This is a genomic window from Cellulosimicrobium sp. EB106-03-01-XG111, assembly GCF_058792115.1.
In genome coordinates, this window is sequence record NZ_JBYTEQ010000029.1 from 1 (window position 1) to 20646 (window position 20646).

Below are 20646 nucleotides of genomic sequence, written 5' to 3' on the forward strand. Positions count from 1 at the left end.
CCCCCCCCCCCCCCCCCCCCCCCCCCCCCCCCCCCCCCCCCCCCCCCCCCCCCCCCCCCCCCCCCCCCCCCCCCGGGCCGGCCTCCGGACCCTCCTGGGGGCGGTGCTCGTCACCGCAGCGGTCGTCGGCGGATGCTCCCTGCCGTCCGCCGACGGGTCGACCGACGGACTCCTCGGACCGACGGCCGACCCCCTCCCCACCCCGGCCCCCCACCAGGGCGGGGAGGAGACCGCGGGGACGCCCGGGCCGGCCCGGGACGCACCGGTGCCGGTGCGCCCGGCCCGGGACGTCCCGGCTCCCCCACCCCCGGCGCCCGCACGGGTCGTCGTCGGTGACCTCGGGATCGACCTGCCCGTCGAGGCGGCGGGCGTCGACCCCGAGGGACGCATGGCGCTGCCGGGCTCCGGGGACGTCGCCGCCTGGTACCGGTTCGGCCCGGCCCCGGCGAGCCCCACCGGGACGACCCTGGTCGCCGCGCACGTGGACGACCCGGACGGCGTCGGGCCGTTCGCGCGGCTCCGCGAGATCACGACGGGCGCGAGCGTCGACGTCGTCGACGCGACGGGCACCTCGTACACCTACACAGTGACCGACATCAGGAGCATCGCGAAGCCCGAGGTCCCGCTCGACGCGCTGTTCGACCGCGACGGCGAGCGCCGCCTCGTCCTCGTGACGTGCGGCGGCCGCTGGGACGCCGAGCGACGCTCGTACTCGGACAACGTCGTCGTGACCGCGGTCCCCGCGCGGTGACGGACCGCACGGGCGCTACGATCGCTGCTACCCGCTCGCCGCTGCCGCCCGGGTGGTCGGCGCCGACCCTCGAGGACCCGCCCTGAACGTGACCGAGACCGGGACCACCGACCCGGACCTGTGGCGCCTCGGTCGCGACTTCGCCGACGGCGACGAGCAGGCGCTCGCCGAGGCCTACCGACGCTGGTCCGCGCTCGTGCACACGATCGCGCTGCGCTCGCTCGGCACGCGCGCCGACGCCGAGGACGTCACCCAGCAGGTCTTCGTCGCGGCGTGGCGCGGCCGGTCCCGGTTCGACCCCGACCGGGCCCGGCTCCCGGCCTGGCTCGTCGGGATCACCCGGCACACGGTGGCCGACGCGCACGAGGCCCGCTCGCGGGTCCGCCGGTCGGAGGAGGCCGCGGCCACGACCGCCCCGGACCCGGGTCGCGCGGCGAGCGAGGACACCGACGTCGGGCGCGTCGCCGACCGCGTGCTCCTCACGGAGGAGCTGCGACGGCTCGGCGACCCGGGGCGGACGATCCTGGAGCTCGCGTTCTTCCGCGACCTGACGCACGTGCAGATCGCCGAGGAGCTCGGCCTGCCGCTGGGTACGGTCAAGAGCCACGTACGACGAAGCCTGATCCGGCTGCGCGACCGATTGGAGGTGGACGGTGCAGCACATCGATGACGAGACCCTCGCGCTCCTCGCGCTCGGCGAGGACGTGCTCGACGACGACGCGCGCGCGCACCTGTCCTCCTGCCCGGAGTGCGCCGACGCCGTCGCCCGGCTCGCGCGCGTCGTCGACGCGTTCGACGGCGCGGACCCGGCGGACGAGCTCGTCGCCCCCGACGCCGCGGTGTGGTCGCGGGTCCAGGCCGAGCTCGGCCTGACGAGCGCCGCCGCTCCGCCCGTCGTCGCCCCCGCGGCGGTCACCGACGCTCCGTCCGCGCCGACGCTCCCGCAGGGCGTGGCCGAGCCTGGGACGGAGGACGGCGGCGCGACCGGCACGGCCGTCGTCGTGCCGCTCGCGTCGCGGCGCCGACGGGTCTGGGTCCCGGTCGCGGCGGCGGCCGCCGCCGCGCTCGTCGTCGGCGGCGTGGGCGGCGTCCTCTGGGAGCGCCGCGAGGTCGAGCCGCCCGAGACGACGGTCGCGAGCGCGACGCTCGACCCGCTGCCCGACTGGCAGGGCGCGAGCGGCGACGCGCGCGTCGAGGAGCGGCCCGACGGGCGGCGCCAGGTCGTCGTGACGGTCGACGCGCCGGCGCCCGACGGCACGTACCGCGAGGTGTGGCTGCTCGCGGAGGACCTGAGCGGCCTCGTGAGCCTCGGCGTGCTCGACGGCACGGAGGGCCGCTTCGACGTGCCCGACGGCCTGGACCTCGCCGAGTTCCCCGTGGTCGACGTCTCCGAGGAGCACTTCGACGGCGACCCCTCCCACTCGGGCGACTCGGTCGTGCGGGGCCCGCTCGACGTCTAGGCGCACGGTCGTCTCCGCGGGACCGGCGCTCACGTCCGCGCGTACTCCGCGAGCGTGACGCCGGAGCGGAACGTCTGCGCGCCCGTCGATCGCCAGGAGAGGGGCGCGTAGTCCCGCTCGCCGAACAGCGGGACGCCGGCGCCGAGCATCACCGGGTTCACCTTGAGCGCGAGCCGGTCGATCTCGTCGACGAGCACGGTGGCGAGCGCTCCCCCGCCGCACAGCCAGATCCCCCGGCCGTCCTCCCGCTTGAGCGCGCGGACCGTCTCGACCGGGTCGGCGCCGGTGAACAGCACGCCCTCGCTCCCCTCGGGCGCCTCGTGCGTGCGGGTGAAGACGATCTGTCGCAGGTGCCGGTAGGGGTTCGGCAGGTGGTGGTCGGGGAGGCCGACGGCGTAGGTGTTCCAGCCCATGAGGACGGTGTCGAAGGGGCCGTCGGCGACCGGCAGCCCGGCGGCCTCGGCCAGGTCCGTCGGCGCCGTGCCGCGGTACCGGGACCAGATGGGCGCCATGTGGTCGCCCTCGGCGAGGAAGGCGTCGAACTCGCCCCCCGGCCCGGCGATGTACCCGTCGAGGCTCACGGCGACGTAGTAGGTCAGCTCGCGCATCATGTCTCCTGACAACTACAGATGAAGTGGTTGTCGGTGAGACTACAACAGGTGCAGTGGTTGCGATAGCCTCGGCGCATGGCGAAGAACACCGCACGGCGCAGCGCCCTGGCGGACGCCGGGATCGCCGTGCTCGCCCGCGAGGGGTCGCGCGGCCTGACGCACCGCGCGATCGACGACGAGGCCGGGCTCCCCACGGGCACGACGTCGAACTACTTCCGGAGCCGAGACGCCCTCGTCGCGGGGCTCTTCGAGCGCATCGGGGAGCGGCTCGCGCCGGCACCCGAGGACCTCGCCCGACGCGCGGCCCAGACGCCCGACCGCGCGCTGTTCGCGGACTACCTCCGCGACATCGTGCGCCGGTTGTCGACCGACGCCGACGTCACCCGAGCCCTGTTCGAGCTGCGGCTCGAGTCCGGCCGTCGGGGCGAGCTCGCGGCCGTGCTCGGCCCGTGGCTGCGCGCGGGATTCGAGGCCGACGTCGCGTTCAACCGGTCGGCCGGCCTGCCCGGCGGACGCCGGGAGATCGCCCTGTTCCACTACGCGATCGACGGGCTGCTCCTCGACCGTCTCACCACGCCGATCGACCCCGACATCCCGACCGACGAGGTCGTCGACGCGCTCGTGGCGGGGTTGCTCCCGGAGCGCTGAGCGGCCTCACGCCCACCCCGGACGGCTGCACCTACGACGCGCGCCGCCCGTCGAGCCGGTCGAGCCAGCCGCGGACGGGGCCGAGCGAGACCAGGCCCGACCCGGCCCCGGCCAGCTCGTCGGGGGTGCGGGCGAGCGCGCGTCGGGCCTGCCCGGCGAGGGCGCTGTCGCCGAGCCGCAGGGCGGTCTCCGCGCGCAGCGCCCACAGCAGCTCGCGCAGGTGGTCGGCGGGCGGCTCGGGCGCCGCGCGCGCGAACCGGGCCGCGGTGTCGGGGTCGCCCGCGTCGAGCACGAGCAGCGGCTCCGCCCACGGGGCGTACGGGCCGAGGTCGGCGGCCTCGATCCCGGCGAGCGGACGCCCGTGCCGCACGCGGACGGTGAGGAGCGCGAGCGGGAGCAGCCCGTCGCGCACTCCGGGCATGCGCACCCCGGCGAGCCGGTCGTCGGCGGCGCGGTACGCGCGCGCCGCGACGTCGGGAGGGGCGGTCTCGGCGTCGCGCATCGCCCGGTACCAGGCGGTGAGCATCGGGACCACGGGCGACTCGTAGCCCGCCGCGACGTCCTCGGCCGCGGCGGCGTGGGCGTCGGCGTCGGCGAACCGGCCCGCGCCCGCCGCCGCCTGCATCCGGACCAGGTGGCCGAGGATCGCGAAGGTCGGGAGGTCGTGGTCCTCGGCCAGTGCGACGAGCTCGGCGCCGGTCCGGTCCCGCTCGGGACCGGCGCCCGGCCGCTGGAAGGACTGGAGGAACCGCGCGTTGAGCGCGAGCGCGAGCGTCGCCGGGTCGCCAAGGTCGCGCGCGATCCCGACGGCGTCCTCCGCCGCGGCCCACGCCCACGCGTCGCGCGTCCCGCGGTGCTCGATGCCGGCCACCGCGAGCAGACGCGCGCGCAGCACCGGCGCCGCGCCCGGACCGAGGCGATCCAGGGTCCGCCGCGCGACGCCGACGAGCGCGTCGGCCGCCACGGGGTCGTCGCTCCGCGTCCAGACGGCCGGGACGTCGTACGCGGTGACGGTCCGCGCGGCGAGCAGCGGGTCGCCGGTGGCCTCCGCCGCGAGCGCCGCCGCGACGCGCTGCTGCTGCGCGGTCGCGAGGTGGTCGCCCCCGGCGATGGCGAGCGTGCGCGCGACGTCGACCGTGGACCGCAGGTGCGTGCGCGAGCCGGTGGGGGCCGTGACGGCGAGGCGCTGTCCCGGCGTCGGCCCGTCGAGCGCGGGTGCCTGGCCGAGGACGTCGCGTTCGAGCCGGGCGAGCTCGGGGCCCGGGTCGAGGCCGAGCTCGTCGGCGAGCCGACGGCGCGCACGCCGCAGGACGTCGAGCGCGTCCGTCTGTCGGCCGTCGCGGTACAGCGCGAGCGCGAGGAGCGCCCACGCGTGCTCGCGCCACGGGTGCGCGGCGGCGTGCGCGTCGAGCACGACGACCGTCTCCGCGGCCCGGCCCTCGCCGAGCAGCGCCTCGGCGAGCAGCTCGACGGCGCGCGCGTGCACCTCGACGAGGTGCCGGCGCTCGGCCCGCACCCAGTCCCGCTCCGGCAGGTCGGCGTACGGCTCGCCGCGCCAGGCGGCGACGGCGTCCGCCAGCGCGCGCGTCGTGCCCGACGCCGCGTCCCCGGCCCCGGGAGGCGCGGTCGCCCGGGCGACGGCGGCCTCCAGGCGCGCCGCGTCGAGCGCGTCGTCCGGGAGCCGCAGCGCGTAGCCGCCGTGCGCCGTGACGAGGACGCGCGGGGGCGTGCGCGGGGCGCGGTCGGGCTCCAGGCACCGGCGCAGGTCGCCGACGAACGTCGCGAGCGCGCCGCGCCGGTCCCGCGGGTCTCGCCTCGCGTCGTCGTCCCACAGGTCCGCCGCGAGCCGCTCGAACGACACCGGGCGACCGCGGGCGGCGGCCAGACGCGCGAGGAGCTCGCGCTGGCGCGGGCCGCCCGGGTCGACGTCCGTGCCGTCGCGCAGCATCCGGACCGGCCCGAGCACCTCGACGCGCAGCTCCACCACCCCGCCATTCTCGCCGCACCGGGGCACTGATCCGACGCTGATCCGCCGCCCGGAGGATGGCGACGAGCCGGCCGGGCGCAGCCCCGGCGCGGCCGAGAACCACCCCGAGAGAGGACACCCCATGCACATCCCCGGCTTCGAGACCCGGACCGTCGAGGTCGCGCCCGGCGTCGCGCTGCGCGCCGAGACGGCGGGCGAGGGCACGCCCGTCGTGCTCCTGCACGGCTTCCCGCAGACGCGCCACATGTGGCGCCACGTCGCGACCGACCTCGCGCACGACCACCGCGTCGTCGTGCCCGACCTGCGCGGCTACGGCGAGAGCGCGAAGCCCGCCGCCACGACGCACGACGTCTACGCCAAGCGCACCCTGGGCGCCGACGTCGTCGCGCTCGCCGACGCCCTCGACGTCGACCGGTTCGTCCTCGTGGGTCACGACCGCGGCGCGCTCGTCGCGTTCCGCGCGGCGCTCGACCACCCCGACCGCGTGAGCCACCTCGGCATCCTCGACGTGGTGCCCACGCTCGACACGTGGGCGGTGCTGCACGGCGTGGACGCGGCCGTCGCGTTCCACCTGTACCTCATGGCGCAGCCCCCGGGCCTGCCGGAGACGATGATCCGGAACAGCGCCGACGCGTTCTTCGGGTCCTTCCTCGACGCGTGGACGCAGGACCCGGCCGCGATCCCCGCCGACGTGCGCGCGCACTACCTCGCGTCGAGCCGCGACGCGGTCGACTCGATCGTGGCCGACTACCGCGCGACCGCGACGGTCGACGTCGAGCACGACCAGGCGTCGCTCGACGCGGGCGACCGGCTCGCGATGCCCGTCGCCGTGGTGCAGCAGGACTGGGGCGCACAGCTCGGGTACGACGCGGCCGGCGTCTGGCGGCGCTGGGCGCCCGACCTCGAGCACCTCACGACGACGGCCGGCCACTTCATGGCCGAGGAGGCTCCGGCCGACGTCGCCGCGGTCGTCCGGACGCTCGCGCGCCGGTGACCGGTCCCGACGTCAGCGCGTCCTCCGCTCCGGCGCCCAGCAGCGGGCCGTCACCGCGAGCGCGTTCCACGCGTTGATCGACACGACGACGGCGAGCACCGCCGCGGTGCCCTGCTCGCCGAGCGTGTCGAGCGCGGCCGCGGCCACGTCGTCGGGGACGTGGGTCTCCGAGAGCCGCGTGACGGACTCGGCGAGCGCGAGCGCCGCGCGCTCGCGCGCCGTGAAGAAGCCCGACTCGCGCCACACGGCGACCGCCTGGAGGAGCTGGTCGTCCGCGCCCGCGCGGCGCGCGGTACGCGTGTGCAGGTCGACGCAGTACGCGCAGCCGTTGAGCTGCGACGCCCGCAGCCGCACGAGGTCGGCGAGGACCGGGGAGATCCCGGCGCGCTGCGCCTCGGCGGCCGCCGCCTCGTCGACCGCCGCGACGACGGCGTAGAAGTCGGGCATGAGCGCCTCGACGTCGAACCGCGCGGGGACGGCGACGAGCGCCTCGGTGGTGGTGGTCGGGCTGTCCGTGGTCGTCATGCCGTCCACGCTACGGAGCATCGGCCCGGGTCTACAGTGCAATGTCGTGGGAGAAACTCGGGCCGATCCGTCGCTCGCGGGAGCCCTCGACCTGCACCTCACGCTCTCGCCGACGCGTCCGGCGCGGTCCCTCCAGGACGCGCTGCGCACCGCCGTCGTCGAGGGGAGGCTCGTGGCGGGCACGCGGCTGCCCGCGGCGCGGTCGCTCGCCGCGGACCTCGGCGTCGCGCGGGGCACCGTGGCCGACGCCTACGCCCAGCTCGCCGCGGAGGGATGGCTCGAGTCCCGCGTCGGCGCCGGGACCTGGGTGGCGCACCGCGCCGTCGGGCCGGCCGCCGCGCCGGTGCCGCCCGTGCCGACCCGCCGCCCGCTGGACCTGCGTGCGGGCGTGCCCGACCCGTCGGGCTTCCCCCGCGGGGCGTGGCTCGCCGCAGCCCGTCGGGCGCTCACGGACGCGCCCGACGCCGCGCTCGGCTACGGGGACCCCCGCGGCGTCGAGGCCCTGCGCGACGCGCTCGCCGCGTACCTGGGCCGCGCGCGGGGCGTCCGGACCGACGTCGAACGGGTCGTCGTCACGCACGGGTTCGCCGACCTGCTGGCCCTCGTCGCCCGGGCGCTGGTCGCTCGTGGGGCGCGCCGCGTCGCCGTCGAGCAGTACGGGCACGCGGCCCACCGCGACGTCCTCGCGGCGGCCGGGCTGGAGGTCGTCACCCTCCCCGTGGACGACGGCGGCGCCGACGTCGGCGCGCTCGACGACCCGGCGGGTCGCCCGCGCGCGGACGTCGTCCTGCTCACGCCCGCGCACCAGTTCCCCACGGGCGTGCCCCTCTCCCCCGCGCGGCGCGGCGCGCTCGTCGCGTGGGCGGCGCGGACCGGGGCGACGGTCGTCGAGGACGACTACGACGGCGAGCTCCGGTACGACCGTCGCGCCGTCGGCGCGCTCCAGGCCCTCGACCCGGACCACGTCGTCTACGCGGGGACGGCGAGCAAGGCCCTCGCGCCGGGCGTCGGGCTGGCGTGGGGCGCCGTGCCGCCCCGGCTCCTGGACGACGTCGTCGGGCAGCGCCGTCTCCTCGGCGGGTCCCCCGACGCCCTCGGTCAGCTCACCCTCGCCCGGTTCCTCGCCGACCACGAGTACGACCGTGCGGTCCGGCGGGCCCGGGCCCGGCACCGGGCGAGACGCGAGCGCCTCGCCGCCCTGGTCGCCGCGCGGCTGCCCGGCTGCCGCCTCGTCGGCCTGCCCGCCGGGCTCCAGGTCGTCCTCGAGCTCCCGCCCGGCACGGACGAGGACGACGTCGTCGCGCGGGCCGCGCGGCGCGGCCTCGACCTGCTCCCGCTGGGCGCGTACGCCGCCGGGCCCGTGCTCCCGGACGGCGGGGCCCACCGCCGTCTCGCCGTCGTGGTGGGCTACGGCGCACCGCGCGACCGTCAGGTCGGCCCCGCGCTCGACGCGCTCGTGGCCGCCGTCGCGCCCGCCCTGCCGCGGTCGTCCCGCTGACGGACGCGCCCCCGGCGGGGCGGGGCGCAGGGAGGGCGGGTCCCGCGGCTCACCGCAGGAGGGACACCACGCGCCGGGCCCGGTCCGGGCTCGGGGCGGTGCCCTCCTCGACGACCCGCCGGGCCAGCTCGCGCAGCCGGACGTTGCGGTCGTTCGAGACGCGCTTGAGCAGCCCGAAGGCCTGCTCCGCACCGACCCCGAGCGCGGCGCCGACGACGCCCTTCGCCTGCTCGATGGCTCCGCGGCTCCGGGCCGCGGCCGCGATGTGGCGCTCGGCCTGCTCCTCCGCCCGGTCCCGGACGGCGACCGTCACGTCGACGAAGCTGCCCACCAGCTCGACGAGGCGGCCGGTGTCGCGGTCCCGGCGCCCCTCACCGACGAGCACCAGGAACCGCTCGGCGCCTCGTGCGTCCATGATCCGGTGCAGGCTCGAGAACGGCAGGCCGTCGGCGCGGGCCTGCTCCAGCAGGTCGCGGACGCGGTCGCGGTCGTCGGGGTGCTTGTGGGCGAGCACGAGCGACGTCGTCGGCACGACCTCCCCGGGCTCGAAGCCGTGCAGGCGGTACGTCTCCGGCGACCACCACCAGACGTCGGTCGCGAGGTCGACCCGGAACTGCCCGGGCGTCGTGCCGTCGCCGAGCGAGATCGGGTGCAGCGGTGCGGGGTTCTCCACGGACATGGGTCGTCTCCGTCGTCGTTCAGCGGGGTCGTGAGCCAGGTCCAGACTCGACTCCGGGGACTCTAGTCCGGCGCCACGTTCCTGCAACCGGTCCGGTGCCGCCCGCGGCGGTCGCTCTCCACGGCTCCCTGGCCCCGCCGACGAGCGAGTGCGGAGCACGCTGCGAGACTGACCGTGGACGAGGTGGAGGGAGACGCGCGGTGGGCGCATCAGAGCTGTTGGAGCTCCTCTCGCGCGCGCTCTCCCGGGTCGACGGCGGCCTGTCGCTGCCCGCACGGCTGTGCGAGGCGTCGGCGACGGTCCTCGGGGCACGGAGCGCCGCGCTGACGGTCGCGCCGACGGCGGACGACCGGCTCACCGTGTCCACGTCGGACGGCCTCGCGGCCCGCATCGAAGGACTCGGCGAGGTGCTCGGCGAGGGACCGGTCCAGCTCGCCCTCTCCGAGGACCACATCGTCGTCAGCGGGGTCGACGACGGCCGCGGCGAGCTCGACTTCCCCGTCTTCTCCCACGCCGTCGGGGCGATCACGGGCTCCGGCACCTACCACGCGGTGCCGATGCACGCGGGCGGGCGGGTGATCGGCGTGCTCAGCCTGCTCACCTCCTCGCGCGTGCTCGCCCGCGGGCCGGAGGACGTCCAGTTCCTCGCGGACACCGTCGGGCTCTCCCTCCTGGGCGACCTCGACTCGCTGGTCTGGGCGCCTCGCGCGGAGGTGCACCAGGCGACCGGCATGGTCACCGCCCAGCTCCGCGTGCCGCCCGGCGACGCGCTCGCGGTGCTCCGGGCGCACGCCTACGCCCGCTCGACGACCCTGGACGACGTCGCCGACGAGGTCGTCACGCGGCGGCTCGTCTTCGCCTACGACGAGGCCCGCGTCGTGCAGTCGTTGCGGACCGACGACCCCTGACCCCGGCACGCCGCCTCCGCGCGGGCCCCGCGCCGCCGGCCGCCGTAGGCTCGACGACGTCCCGACCACCCGCTCGCCCCGCCCGTCCCGAGGAGCCCCCGTGCGCGCGACCGTCATCCACGCCCCGTACGACGTCCGCGTGGAGCAGCGCGACGACCCGCGCCTGCTCGCGCCCACGGACGCGATCGTGCGCGTCGAGGCCGCGTGCGTGTGCGGGTCGGACCTGTGGACGTACCGCGGCGTCAACCGGGTCGAGCACCCCGTCGCGATGGGGCACGAGTACGTGGGCACGGTCGAGGAGGTCGGCGCGGACGTCCGGTCCGTGCGCCCGGGACAGCTCGTCGTCGGGTCGTTCTTCGCGTCCGACAACGCGTGCCCGATCTGCCGGGCCGGGTACCAGACGTCGTGCGTCCACCGCGAGCCCGTGCGCGGCGCGCAGGCCGAGCTGCTGCGCGTCCCGCTCGCGGACGGGACGCTCGTCGCGACGCCCGAGCGCCCCGACGACGACCTCCTGCCCGGCCTGCTCACGGCGTCGGACGTGCTGGGGACCGGCTGGTTCGGCGCCCGTGCGGCCGAGGCGGGCCCGGGGAAGACGGTCGTCGTGGTGGGCGACGGCGCCGTCGGGCTGCTCGCGGTCCTCGCCGCCGCGCAGCTCGGCGCCGAGCAGGTGATCGCGATGAGCCGGCACGCGCCGCGCCAGGAGCTCGCGCGCGCGTTCGGCGCGACGGAGGTCGTCGCCGAGCGGGGCGACGAGGGCGTGGAGCGGGTCCGCGACCTGACCGACGGGCTCGGCGCGCACAGCGTCGTCGAGGCGGTGGGGACCCAGGACTCCGTGAGCCAGGCGCTCGGTGCCGTCCGCGCGGGCGGTCACGTCGGGGTCGTCGGGCTCCCCCACGGGGTCGACCTCCCGGCGGTCGACATGTTCTACCGGCACGTGCACTGGTCGGGCGGTCCCGCGCCCGTGCGCCAGTACCTGCCCGAGCTGGTCGACCTCGTGCTGGAGCGGCGCATCGACCCCGCGCGCGTGTTCGACCTCGAGCTGTCCCTCGACGACGCGGCCGAGGGCTACGCCGCGATGGACGAGCGGCGCGCGATCAAGGCGCTGCTGCGCCCCTGACGACGGGCGACCGCGGCTGCTAGGGTGCCCGCGTACCGCATCGCGTGGCGGCCTCCCCAGCACATCCCTTTGCCTGGAGGCAGCCGCATGTCTGCACGACCCCGTGTCCGGACCTTCCGTCGCGACGACCGCGACCAGCTCACGGACCTCGTCAACTCCCACCTCTCCGCCGTCGTCCCGGGCGCCCGGCTCTCGGTCAACAGCGTGCTCGGGAGCCTGGAGCGCCAGCCCGACGAGCACGTCGTCGACCCGTGGGTGGTCGAGCGCGCGACGTTCGTCGTCGAGTGCCGGCACCGGGTCGTGGGCGCCGCGCACCTGCACCGGTTCACGGCCGGGCCGGAGGCGAGCGACGACTACCGCGACGCCGGCCTCGTGCAGTGGTTCCTCGTCACGCCGCCCGACGACGAGGACCCGGAGCAGTCCGCCGAGGCCCGCGCGGCCGCGGACGCGCTGACGGCCGCGTGCCACGCGCAGCTCGCGGCGTGGCAGGTGCGCGTCGCGTACGCGGACGGTCAGCTCCCGTTCGCAGGCGTCTACGGGGTGCCGGAGCAGTGGCCGCACGTCCGGGACGCCCTGGAGCGCGCCGGCTTCCGTCCCGGCGAGCACGCCGAGACGGTGCTGCTCGCCCCGACCTCGGCGCTCCCCCACGCGGTCCCCGTGCCGGACGACGTCGCCCTGCGCCGCACGCTCGGCCCCGGCGGGGGCGTGCGGTTCACCGCGCACCGGGGCGGCGAGGCCGCCGCGCAAGTCGAGCTCGACACGACCCTCGGTCGCGCCGAGCGGCAGGCCGCGACGGGAGGCACCGCGGAGCTCGTCGACCTCGCGCCCGGCCCGGGGCACGACGACGCCCTGCTGGCCGGCGTGCTGGCCGAGGCCCGGGCGTGGCTCGAGCTCGCCGGGGTGCACCGCGTCCTGGTCGGCACGGACGCGACGGACCACGAGGAGATCGCGCAGCTGCGTGCCTGGGGGTTCCGCGAGCTGACGACCGTGAGCCGCGGCTGGCGGCTGGCGGGTCCAAATGTGGTACGTTAGTACCAGAGTTGCGTCGAGGTAGCTCTGCGGACGAGGGAGCAGTACCCGCACGGACAAGACTGACTCAGAGGGGTTTCTTGTCATGGCTTGGCTCGTCCTGGTCCTCTCGGGCCTGCTCGAGGCGGTGTGGGCCACCGCGCTCGGAGCGTCGGAGAACTTCCGCAGGTGGCGACCGACCGTCGTCTTCTTCGTCGCCATGTCGCTGAGCATGGTCGGTCTCGCCTGGGCGATGACCACCCTCCCCACCGGCACCGCGTACGCGGTGTGGGTGGGGATCGGCGCGACGCTGACCGTCGTCTGGGGCTTCGTCACGGGCAAGGAGCGCGCCACCGTGGCGCGCGTCGGCCTGCTCGTGCTGCTCGTCGGCTCCGTCATCGGGCTCAAGGCGGTGAGCTGACCGTGCCGTGGATCATCCTGCTCGTCAGCGCCGTCTTCGAGGCCGTCTGGGCGACGGCGCTCGGCAAGTCCGACGGGCTGTCCGTCCTCGGGCCGTCCGTCGTCTTCTTCGTCGCGCTCGCGCTGAGCATGCTCGGCCTCGGCTGGGCGACCAAGCACATCCCCATCGGCACCGCGTACGCGGTGTGGGTCGGGGTCGGCGCGGCGCTCACCGTCACCTACGCCATCGCCACGGGCGACGAGTCCGTGAGCGTGGGCAAGGTGGTCTTCATCGCCGGGATCATCGCCGCGGTGGTGGGCCTCAAGCTCGTGCCGTCGCGCCCGGGGCGGGCGGCCGAGCCCCCCGCCGACCCCGCGGCCGGCCCCTCCCAGGAGCCGAGGGAAGCAGCCACGGACCACGCGTAGCCCGCACGAACCGCTCCGCCGCGCCCCTGAGCACGCGATTCGTCGCCCGGGGGCGCGGTGCGGGAGCATGTGCGCCGGGGCGACGGAGTCATGCAGCGGCTCCACGCCGCTCCCAGGCCGCAAGGAGCAGAAGTGAACGGTTCGGCCGACAACGCCGTCCTCTCGACGTGGGTGGCTTCTCCGGGTGCGGTCGCCGCCGGGGAGTTCCGGTACTACCCGCTCGAGGACACGTGGTGGTGGTCGGACCCGCTCGTCGAGCTCTTCGGCTACGCCCCCGGTGAGGTCGTCCCCACGACGGAGCTGCTCCTGTGGCACCACCGGGCGACGGGCAAGGACCGGGAGCAGACGCTCACCGCCATCGCGCGCGCGGTGTCCGGGGAGGCTCCCGTCCAGGTGCAGGTCATGCAGGACGCCCGCGGCCGGGAGCGCGCGGTCATCGTGCTCGTGGACGTCGCCTGGACCGACCCCACCGGCTCCCCCGTCGCCCGGGGCGTCGTGCTCGACGTGACGAGCGTCGTCGGCGTCGGCGCACGGGCCCAGGCGAACGAGCAGATCGGCCTGTGGGCGCAGTCCCGTGCCGCGATCGAGCAGGCCAAGGGCATCGTCGCGCTCGCCTACCGCGTCACCCCCGACGCCGCGTTCGCGGCCCTGCGCCGCTCGTCGAGCCTCGCCAACGTCAAGGTGCGCGACATCGCCGAGTCGATCGTCGCCGTCGCGCAGGACCTGCCGGCCGGGGCCGACCCGCGCCCCGCGCTCGACCGCCTGCTCGCGGGCGTGGGCCAGGCCGCCTGACCCGACCGCCCGTCCGGACCGCCGGCACGACGACACGGCGGCGCCCGCGCTCGCGCTCGCGGCACCAGCACGACGACGCCCCGGCCCCGCACCGTGTCGGTGCGGGGCCGGGGCGTTCCCGGTCGGCGACGTGAGCGGTCCGAGCCGCCGGGGTCAGCGGGCGTCAGGGGTGCGCCGGCGCCGGGAGGCCAGGACCAGGCCGGTGCCCGCCAGGACGATGAACGCTCCGGCGGCGAGGACGCTCGCGTCCGTCCCCGTCGTCGCGAGGGCGTCGCGCTGGGCGGCCTGCTCGACGTCCGCGACCGGCTGCGGGTCCGTGAGACCGAGGTTCGTCGGGTCGGCCGTGCCGGCCACCTCGACGACCGTCCCCGTCGGGCCCGCGTAGACGCCGTCGGTCAGGTTGACCGGCTGCACCGGGTCGGTCGGGTCGACCGGGCCGGTCGGGTCCGTGGGGTCGACCGGCTGGACCGGGTCGGTCGGGCCGGTCGGGTCCGTCGGGTCCGTCGGGTCGGTCGGGTCGGTCGGGTCCACCGGGTCGGTCGGGTCGACCGGCGCCTCCGGCTCGTCGGCCAGGGTCACACCGATCCAGTCCCAGGCGGTCGACGGGCGGTCGAGCTCACCGAGACCGATGAACCAGTGCTGGAAGGTCGACGGCGTCCACTGCCCGGTCTCCGGATCGACGGAGCCCTCGCCGTGGTTGTTGTGGTCCCAGCCGGTGTAGAAGTGCGGGCTGCCCTGCTGCGTGCCTTGGGCCGAGCCCCACAGCTGGAACTGCGGCAGGTCGGCGACGCTCGTCCCGGCGGGGACGCGGACGAACACCTTCTGGCCCGGCGTCACGCTGTCGACGACCCGACCCTGCGCGTCCACGAGCACGACCCCGGCGGGCATCGGCGAGCCGTCCGCCGTGCGGAGCTCGACGTGCACGTTCCCCGAGCCTCCGGCCAGCGAGGCCGTGAACCCGTAGTCGGTCGACCCGTCGGTGTTGCGCACGAACCCGTTCGAGACGAAGCCGGGCTGCGGCATGACGACGTTCGTCGTGAGCGCCTGCTCGATGAGCCACGCGGCGGTCTGCAGGGTCGCGGCGCGGTCGCTGGAGTAGCCGTTGCCCGAGGAGGCGAACTGCTGCTGCGCGAAGTCGCTCACCGTCACGTGGTTCGACGCGTCGACGTCGAAGAACAGGCCCATGACGTCGTGCCCGGTCGAGAAGTACCAGACGGCGAACTGCGTCGCCTCGTACGCGGTGTAGTCGAGGCTCCGCTGCTGCTGCTCGTCGTACATCGCCCGCACGTCGTCGACCGTGGTCCAGCCCTGGTCGATGGACGACTGGTACCAGCCCAGGTACTCCTCCCAGGGGGTGCCGACGGCCGTCACGCCCGCGCTGTCGAGGAGCGCCTGCGCCTCCGCGGCCCGGGCGGCCGCGTCGTTGCCGCCCTTGTAGCCGTTCACGAGGATCGTCTGCTGCGCGGACGTGTTCTCCCAGTGGATGCCCTCGGCGTCCGGGGTGACGGACTCGTCGCCGGACCACGCGTGGTACCAGTACCCCGCGATGTCGCGGTCGTAGACCATGTGCAGGGTGCCGTCGTCGTCCTCGAGCGTGTGGTGGAGGATGTGCAGCTGCGGCTGGCCGTACCACCCCGACCAGTCCTTGCCCGACCCGCCCTCGGCCGGCTCGTTGAAGTACCAGTAGTCACACGGGAAGCCCTGGTAGTAGCCGTCGTGCCAGTGCGGCTGGTACTCCGCGTCGGGGTACGCGGCCTGCGTCGCGCCGAGGAGACCGGCCGCGACCGTCGCACGGAGCATCGGGGTCGCGTCGGCCGTCGTGGTGTCGTCGGCCGGGACGATCTCGTCGGCCGTCGCGGTCTCGTCGGACGCCGCGGCGTCCTCGGGCGCGGCGACGCCCTCTTCGACGGCAGGCTCGGCCACCGGGTCGGCGGCGGGGGCGGGCTCCTCGGCCACGGGAGCGGTCTCGGCAGCGGGCGCCTCGGGCGCCGGCGCGACGACCGGGTCGACCGGCGCGGGCGCCTCGGCCGCCGGGGCGTCGGCTGCCGGCGCGGCAGGTGCCTCGGACGCCGCAGGTGCCTCGGTCGTGGCGGGAGCCTCGGACGAGGCCGGGACCTCCGCCGCTGCCGGCGCCTCCTCGGCGGGGGCCTCGGGGGCGGGTGCCTCGGGCGCCGACGCCTCGCCGTCGTCCGCGAACGCGGCGAGCGGGGCGCCCAGCAGGAGCGCGGCGGAGACGGCGGTCGTGGTGGCGGTGCGAAGAACCTTCATGGTGGAGCTCCTCTGTCCTCGTGGCGGGTGTTTCCCGATGACTCCACGTTCCGCCCCGCGGGGGTCCCTCCGGCACGCCCGAACGGTGGGGACCGCTACCCCCGAAAGTCGACTCCGTGCGATCGTGCCGCCGGGCCGGGACGGCGCCCGGTGGCTAGCCTGAGCGGCGTGAGGGTCCAGGTCTCGCGGGCCGACGTCCTCGTCGCGGCGTCCAGCGCGGTCGCCGGGGCGCTCCTCGTCGCGCTGCGGGCCCGCTCCGGGATCGGCTGGGCGCCGGAGGGCGCGGAGCTCGCCGCGCAGACCGCCGCGGCCGCCGCGCTCCTGCTCCGGAGGCGCAGTCCGCTCGCCGTCGTCGCGGTGTGCGTCGCGCTCTCTTTCGTCTCGCCCGCGCTCGCGACCGTCGCCGCCCTCTACACGGTGGGCGCCGAGGTCCCCTCGGCGCGGGCGAGCGGCGCCGTCGTGCTCGGCGTCGCCGCGGCGACGCTGCCGGCGTGGCGCGTGACGGCGGAGGCGTCGGGGCCGACGGCCCTGTGGGTCGGGACGCTCACGCTGCTCGCCGCGTACGTCGCGGGACGCGCCGAGCGGTACCGCGCCGACACCGACCGCCGGGACGCGGAGCGCGGCGCCGAGGCCGCCCGCGCCGCCGAGCGCGCCCGGCTCGCGCGCGAGCTGCACGACGTCGTCTCGCACCGCGTGAGCTACGCCGTCGTGGAGGCGGAGGTGCTCGCGACCACCACGCACGACGACGACGTCCGCCGGGTCGCGGACGAGATCGGGGCCAGTGGCCGGGCCGCCCTCGCGGAGATGCGGCAGGTGCTGGGTGCGCTCACCGCGGCAGGCCCGACCACCGCCACCGCGCCCCCGGCGCCGGACGACGAGCAGGTCGAGGCCCTCGTCGCCGAGGCCCGCTCGGCGGGCCAGCCGGTCGAGACGCACGTCGAGGTGGGGCCGTCGTCGCCGCCCGACCTCGTCGACCGGACGGTCGCGCGCGTCGTCGGCGAAGGGCTGACGAACGCCGTCCGGCACGCACCCGGGGCGCGCACGGTCGTGTCGGTGACGCCCGTGCCGGACGGCGTCGCGGTCACCGTGGACAACGACGCGCCCGACCGTCCCCCGACCGGGCTGACGACCGGGGGTTTCGGCCTCGCGGGGCTCCGCGAGCGCGTCGACCTCCTGGGCGGCACGCTGGAGGCCGGCCCCACGCCCGCGGGCGGCTACCGCCTCCGCGCCACCCTGCCGAGGAGGACCTCATGATCCGCGTGGTCGTCGTCGACGACGAGGCGCTCCTGCGCACCGGGATCGTGCGGCTCGTCGACACCGCCCCGGACCTCGACGTGGTCGGCGAGGGCGGCGACGGCGCCCGCGCGGTCGAGCTCGTCCGGGAGCTCGACCCGGACGCCCTGCTCCTCGACATGCAGATGCCCGTCATGGACGGGCTCGACGCGCTCGTCGCGATCCACCGGGAGCGGCCGCGGACCGCCGTCGTCGTCCTGACGAGCTTCCTCGCGGACGAGTACGTCCTGCCGGCGCTGCGGGCCGGGGCGGCGGGCTACCTGCTCAAGGACTCGACGCCGGAGGAGCTGCACCACGGCATCCGCGCGGCGGTCGCGGGCGACTCGATCCTCTCCCCCGCGGTCGCCCGGCACCTGCTCGCCGCCGCGGGCGGCGACGGGACGGCGCGCCGCGCCGACGCCCGACGCCGCGTCGGGGGTCTGGCGCCGCAGGAGCGCGCGGTCGTCGCGGCGGTCGCGGGCGGGCTGTCCAACGCCGAGATCGGGCGCCGCCTCTTCCTCGCGGAGTCGACGGTCAAGGCGTACCTCGCGCACGCGATGACCAAGCTCGGCACCACGAACCGCACGCAGACCGCGATCCTCGCCCACGAGGCGGGCCTCGCCGGAGAGTGACGCCCGGGCCGTGGTCCCACCCGAGGCCGCCGGGGTGCGGGCCTCCCCGAGCGGCGGCACCATCGCTGACGTGGGACGTCGTGCGCGCATCACCCGGTCCGGGGCCGCGCTCGGGCTGCTGCTCGGGCTCGTGCTCGGCACGACGGCGGGCTGCACCGCGAGCCGCCAGGAGCCGGGCCAGGCGACCGCCGCCGTCGCCGACGCGGTCGCCCAGGCGGGGTCCGCGGTCGAGACGACGCGGCTCACCGTGCGGCTGCTCGACGCCGATCGTGTGACGACGCCCGTCGCGGATGCCGCCGTGCTCGACCAGGTCCGGGTCCTCGAGGAGTCCACGACCGCCCTGACCACGCTCGTCCCGCCCGACGATGTCTCCTCCGCGCAGCGCGACGCGGGGCTCGCGGCCGTCGCCGACGCGACGGCCGAGGTCGTCACCGCGCGCGCGTGGGTCGCGCGCGAGGCGGGCGGCGACCTGTCGGCCGCCGGGGCGGTGCCGCTCACGGCGTCCGAGCTCGAGGCCGACCTCGCGCGCGCGGCCGACGACCTCGACACGGTGCTCACCCTGGCGGGTGGCGCGTGAAGCAGCTGCTCGGTGTCGCGCTCGGCATCCTCACGGCGATCGGCGGGTTCGTCGACATCGGCGACCTCGTCACGAACGCCGTCGTGGGGTCGCGGTTCGGGCTGTCGCTCGTGTGGGTCGTGGTCGTGGGCGTCGTCGGGATCTGCCTGTTCGCGTCGATGTCGGGCCGCGTCGCGGCGGTGAGCGGTCGCGCGACGTTCGAGATCATCCGCGAGCGCCTCGGCCCCCGGGCGGCGGGCGCGAACCTCGCGGCGTCGTTCGCGATCAACCTCCTCACGCTCACCGCGGAGATCGGCGGCATCGCGCTCGCGCTGCACCTCGCGAGCAGCGTCGAGCCGCGCCTGTGGATGCCGGTCGCTGCGCTCGCCGTCTGGCTCGTGCTGTGGCGCGTGAAGTTCCAGGTCATGGAGAACGTCGCCGGCCTGCTCGGGCTGCTGCTCGTCGGGTTCGGGGTCGCGCTGTTCCTGCTGGGGCCGGACTGGGGCGAGCTGCTGCGCCAGGCGGTGCCGCCGTCGCCCCCGGAGACGGAGCACGTCGCGACGTACTGGTACTACGCCGTCGCGCTCTTCGGCGCCGCGATGACGCCGTACGAGGTGTTCTTCTTCTCCTCCGGCGCCGTCGAGGAGGGCTGGACCGCGAAGGACCTCGCGCAGAACCGGGTCAACGTGCTCGTCGGGTTCCCGCTCGGCGGGCTCCTGTCGGTGGCGATCGCCGCGTGCGCGGCCGTCGTGCTGCTGCCCGCGGGCATCGAGGTGTCGTCGCTGTCGCAGATCGTGCTGCCCGTCGCCGAGGCCGGGGGGACGCTCCTGCTCGCCGTGGTGATCGTCGGGATCGTCGCGGCGACGTTCGGCGCCGCGCTCGAGACCGCGCTGTCCAGCGGGTACACGCTCGCGCAGTACCTCGGCTGGTCGTGGGGGAAGTTCCGCCGCCCGGCGCGCGCCGCGCGCTTCCACCTGACGATGGTCGTCGCGCTGCTGCTCGCCGTCGCGATCCTCATGACCAGCGTCGACCCGGTGGCGGTCACCGAGATGTCCGTCGTGTTCTCCGCGGTCGCGCTGCCCCTCACCTACGTGCCGATCCTCCTCGTGGCCAACGACCCGGAGTACATGGGCGAGCACGTCAACGGGCGCGTGACCAACGCGCTCGGCATGGTCTACCTGGTGATCGTCGTCGTCGCGGCGGTGGCGGCGGTCCCCCTGATGATCGCGACGGGAGCAGGGTCATGAACCGCGACGACTCCGTGCCGACCGGGGTGCGCCTCGTGGACGCGCGCCTGCACCTGCTGAGCCGCCAGGTGCTCGACGTCGACGGCGAGCCGGTCACGACCGTCGACGACCTGGAGCTCGTCGCCGCGCCCGGCGCGGACGACACCGGGCAGGACGGCCCCGGGCCGGACGACGGCCCGCGGGACGCGGTGCCCGGCGAGCCGGCGGAGGTCGGCGCGGTCCTCACCGGCCCGGTGCTCGTGACGCGCCTCCTCGGCGGCCGCCCGCCCGCGTCGCGCTGGGAGCGGGTGCCGTGGTCCGACGTCGGGCACGTGGGCACGGCGCTCGAGCTCACCGTCCGCGCGGACTCGCTCGACCTGCACTGGACCGAGGACTGGCTGCGCGAGCACGTGGTCGGCCGGATCCCTGGCGGCCGGCACGACCCCGAGGAGGGGTCGTGATCCTCGGCGACCTGCTCGACGCGCGCGTCCTCGGGCCCGACGGCGAGGACCTCGGGTTCCTCGTCGACGTGCGCCTCGCGCTCGACACGCTGCCCGACGACGGCCCGCCCGCGGGCGGGGCCGACCCCGACGACGCGCACCCCGAGGACCGGGCGCTGAGCGAGCAGGTGCGACGGCGCAGCCGCGTCGGGCGCGCGCGGGTCGTCGGGATCCTCGTGAGCCCGCGGACCGGGACGTCGTTCCTCGGGTACGAGCGCACGGGCGTCACGGCCCCGTGGCCGGTGCCGCAGCTCGTGCGGCGCCGGCACCGCGGCACGTTCCTCGTGCCGTGGGACGACGTCGCCGCCGTCGGGCAGGGCGAGGTCCGGCTCGCGCAGGGCTACCGGCGCCAGGACGCCGCCCTCCCCTGACGACGCCGCGCGTTGCGA

The 20646-nt window shown here is 76.5% G+C and carries 23 protein-coding genes and 1 riboswitch; of the genes, 18 read left to right on the top strand and 5 right to left on the bottom strand.

All coding sequences use genetic code 11. The features are described 5' to 3' along the window. The first annotated feature begins 103 nt into the window (after window positions 1-103). The 3 genes from AC3WT4_RS18710 to AC3WT4_RS18720 all read left to right on the top strand — a co-directional run bounded on the left by AC3WT4_RS18710 (window position 104) and on the right by AC3WT4_RS18720 (window position 2211). Window positions 104-751: a class F sortase gene (locus AC3WT4_RS18710; protein ID WP_400113236.1), complete on the top strand. Its 648-nt coding sequence runs from the start codon at window positions 104-106 to the stop codon at window positions 749-751. An 88-nt stretch (window positions 752-839) separates the two neighbouring features. Next, on the top strand, window positions 840-1421 hold the full coding sequence (locus AC3WT4_RS18715) for an RNA polymerase sigma factor (RefSeq protein WP_074803869.1): 582 nt from the start codon (window positions 840-842) through the stop codon (window positions 1419-1421). Beyond that, on the top strand, window positions 1405-2211 hold the full coding sequence (locus tag AC3WT4_RS18720) for an anti-sigma factor (RefSeq protein WP_363469873.1): 807 nt from the start codon (window positions 1405-1407) through the stop codon (window positions 2209-2211). The genes AC3WT4_RS18715 and AC3WT4_RS18720 overlap by 17 nt, the downstream gene beginning before the upstream one ends. Before the next feature lie 29 nt (window positions 2212-2240). Here the strand turns inward: AC3WT4_RS18720 and AC3WT4_RS18725 are convergent, their stop codons facing one another. Then, a complete protein-coding gene (locus AC3WT4_RS18725) occupies window positions 2241-2819 on the bottom strand; it encodes a dihydrofolate reductase family protein (RefSeq protein WP_492316196.1) in 579 nt (192 codons plus the stop codon). A gap of 78 nt (window positions 2820-2897) precedes the next feature. Between AC3WT4_RS18725 and AC3WT4_RS18730 the strand changes: the two genes are divergently transcribed. Then, window positions 2898-3470, top strand: coding sequence for a TetR/AcrR family transcriptional regulator (locus AC3WT4_RS18730; RefSeq protein WP_074803875.1), 573 nt, complete (start codon window positions 2898-2900; stop codon window positions 3468-3470). Window positions 3471-3501: 31 nt separating this feature from the next. On the opposite strand, the gene AC3WT4_RS18735 is transcribed toward AC3WT4_RS18730, so the two are convergent. Further along, window positions 3502-5457 (bottom strand): AfsR/SARP family transcriptional regulator, encoded by a 1956-nt coding sequence (locus AC3WT4_RS18735; protein WP_492316197.1) that lies wholly within the window; start codon window positions 5455-5457, stop codon window positions 3502-3504. A 121-nt stretch (window positions 5458-5578) separates the two neighbouring features. On the opposite strand from AC3WT4_RS18735, the gene AC3WT4_RS18740 reads away from it, so the two are divergent. Next, window positions 5579-6451 (top strand): alpha/beta fold hydrolase, encoded by an 873-nt coding sequence (locus AC3WT4_RS18740; RefSeq protein WP_492316198.1) that lies wholly within the window; start codon window positions 5579-5581, stop codon window positions 6449-6451. Between the two features lie 12 nt (window positions 6452-6463). On the opposite strand, the gene AC3WT4_RS18745 is transcribed toward AC3WT4_RS18740, so the two are convergent. Then, window positions 6464-6976, bottom strand: a complete 513-nt coding sequence (locus AC3WT4_RS18745) for a carboxymuconolactone decarboxylase family protein (protein ID WP_400113230.1) — start codon at window positions 6974-6976, stop codon at window positions 6464-6466. A 46-nt stretch (window positions 6977-7022) separates the two neighbouring features. Here AC3WT4_RS18745 and pdxR point away from each other — a divergent pair, with 46 nt between their 5' ends. Continuing rightward, window positions 7023-8474 carry a MocR-like pyridoxine biosynthesis transcription factor PdxR gene (gene pdxR, locus AC3WT4_RS18750; RefSeq protein WP_492316199.1) on the top strand — a complete coding sequence of 484 codons (1452 nt, stop codon included), beginning with the start codon at window positions 7023-7025 and terminating at the stop codon, window positions 8472-8474. Window positions 8475-8523: 49 nt separating this feature from the next. Here the strand turns inward: pdxR and AC3WT4_RS18755 are convergent, their stop codons facing one another. Continuing rightward, window positions 8524-9153: a PAS and ANTAR domain-containing protein gene (locus AC3WT4_RS18755; RefSeq protein ID WP_083384717.1), complete on the bottom strand. Its 630-nt coding sequence runs from the start codon at window positions 9151-9153 to the stop codon at window positions 8524-8526. 200 nt (window positions 9154-9353) lie between these two features. Between AC3WT4_RS18755 and AC3WT4_RS18760 the strand changes: the two genes are divergently transcribed. The 6 genes from AC3WT4_RS18760 (at window position 9354) to AC3WT4_RS18785 (ending at window position 13803) form a co-directional block, all read left to right on the top strand. Further along, a complete protein-coding gene (locus AC3WT4_RS18760) occupies window positions 9354-10061 on the top strand; it encodes an ANTAR domain-containing protein (protein WP_400113227.1) in 708 nt (235 codons plus the stop codon). Between the two features lie 100 nt (window positions 10062-10161). After that, a complete protein-coding gene (locus AC3WT4_RS18765; RefSeq protein WP_492316200.1) occupies window positions 10162-11178 on the top strand; it encodes a zinc-binding dehydrogenase in 1017 nt (338 codons plus the stop codon). 87 nt (window positions 11179-11265) lie between these two features. After that, window positions 11266-12210, top strand: coding sequence for a hypothetical protein (locus AC3WT4_RS18770; protein WP_492316201.1), 945 nt, complete (start codon window positions 11266-11268; stop codon window positions 12208-12210). A 2-nt stretch (window positions 12211-12212) separates the two neighbouring features. Further along, window positions 12213-12279, top strand: a riboswitch (guanidine-III (ykkC-III) riboswitch). 13 nt (window positions 12280-12292) lie between these two features. Further along, a complete protein-coding gene (locus AC3WT4_RS18775) occupies window positions 12293-12607 on the top strand; it encodes a DMT family transporter (protein ID WP_021482216.1) in 315 nt (104 codons plus the stop codon). A 2-nt stretch (window positions 12608-12609) separates the two neighbouring features. After that, entirely contained in the window at window positions 12610-13011 is a 402-nt protein-coding gene (locus AC3WT4_RS18780) for a DMT family transporter (RefSeq protein ID WP_492316202.1), read from the top strand. Between the two features lie 132 nt (window positions 13012-13143). Then, on the top strand, window positions 13144-13803 hold the full coding sequence (locus AC3WT4_RS18785; protein WP_492316203.1) for an ANTAR domain-containing protein: 660 nt from the start codon (window positions 13144-13146) through the stop codon (window positions 13801-13803). Window positions 13804-13956: 153 nt separating this feature from the next. Here the strand turns inward: AC3WT4_RS18785 and AC3WT4_RS18790 are convergent, their stop codons facing one another. After that, a complete protein-coding gene (locus AC3WT4_RS18790) occupies window positions 13957-16071 on the bottom strand; it encodes a hypothetical protein (protein ID WP_492316204.1) in 2115 nt (704 codons plus the stop codon). Between the two features lie 168 nt (window positions 16072-16239). Between AC3WT4_RS18790 and AC3WT4_RS18795 the strand changes: the two genes are divergently transcribed. The 6 genes from AC3WT4_RS18795 (at window position 16240) to AC3WT4_RS18820 (ending at window position 20628) form a co-directional block, all read left to right on the top strand. Then, entirely contained in the window at window positions 16240-17325 is a 1086-nt protein-coding gene (locus AC3WT4_RS18795) for a sensor histidine kinase (RefSeq protein WP_167405691.1), read from the top strand. Continuing rightward, window positions 17322-17975, top strand: coding sequence for a response regulator (locus tag AC3WT4_RS18800; protein ID WP_257416997.1), 654 nt, complete (start codon window positions 17322-17324; stop codon window positions 17973-17975). Before AC3WT4_RS18795 ends, AC3WT4_RS18800 begins: the two co-directional genes overlap by 4 nt. A 70-nt stretch (window positions 17976-18045) precedes the next feature. Next, complete coding sequence (locus AC3WT4_RS18805; protein ID WP_492316205.1) at window positions 18046-18552, top strand: hypothetical protein; 507 nt, start codon at window positions 18046-18048, stop codon at window positions 18550-18552. Further along, a complete protein-coding gene (locus AC3WT4_RS18810) occupies window positions 18549-19778 on the top strand; it encodes an NRAMP family divalent metal transporter (protein WP_074803897.1) in 1230 nt (409 codons plus the stop codon). Before AC3WT4_RS18805 ends, AC3WT4_RS18810 begins: the two co-directional genes overlap by 4 nt. Continuing rightward, window positions 19775-20218, top strand: coding sequence for a hypothetical protein (locus tag AC3WT4_RS18815; protein WP_492316206.1), 444 nt, complete (start codon window positions 19775-19777; stop codon window positions 20216-20218). The genes AC3WT4_RS18810 and AC3WT4_RS18815 overlap by 4 nt, the downstream gene beginning before the upstream one ends. After that, window positions 20215-20628: a hypothetical protein gene (locus AC3WT4_RS18820; protein WP_074803901.1), complete on the top strand. Its 414-nt coding sequence runs from the start codon at window positions 20215-20217 to the stop codon at window positions 20626-20628. The genes AC3WT4_RS18815 and AC3WT4_RS18820 overlap by 4 nt, the downstream gene beginning before the upstream one ends. Window positions 20629-20646: the final 18 nt, after the last annotated feature.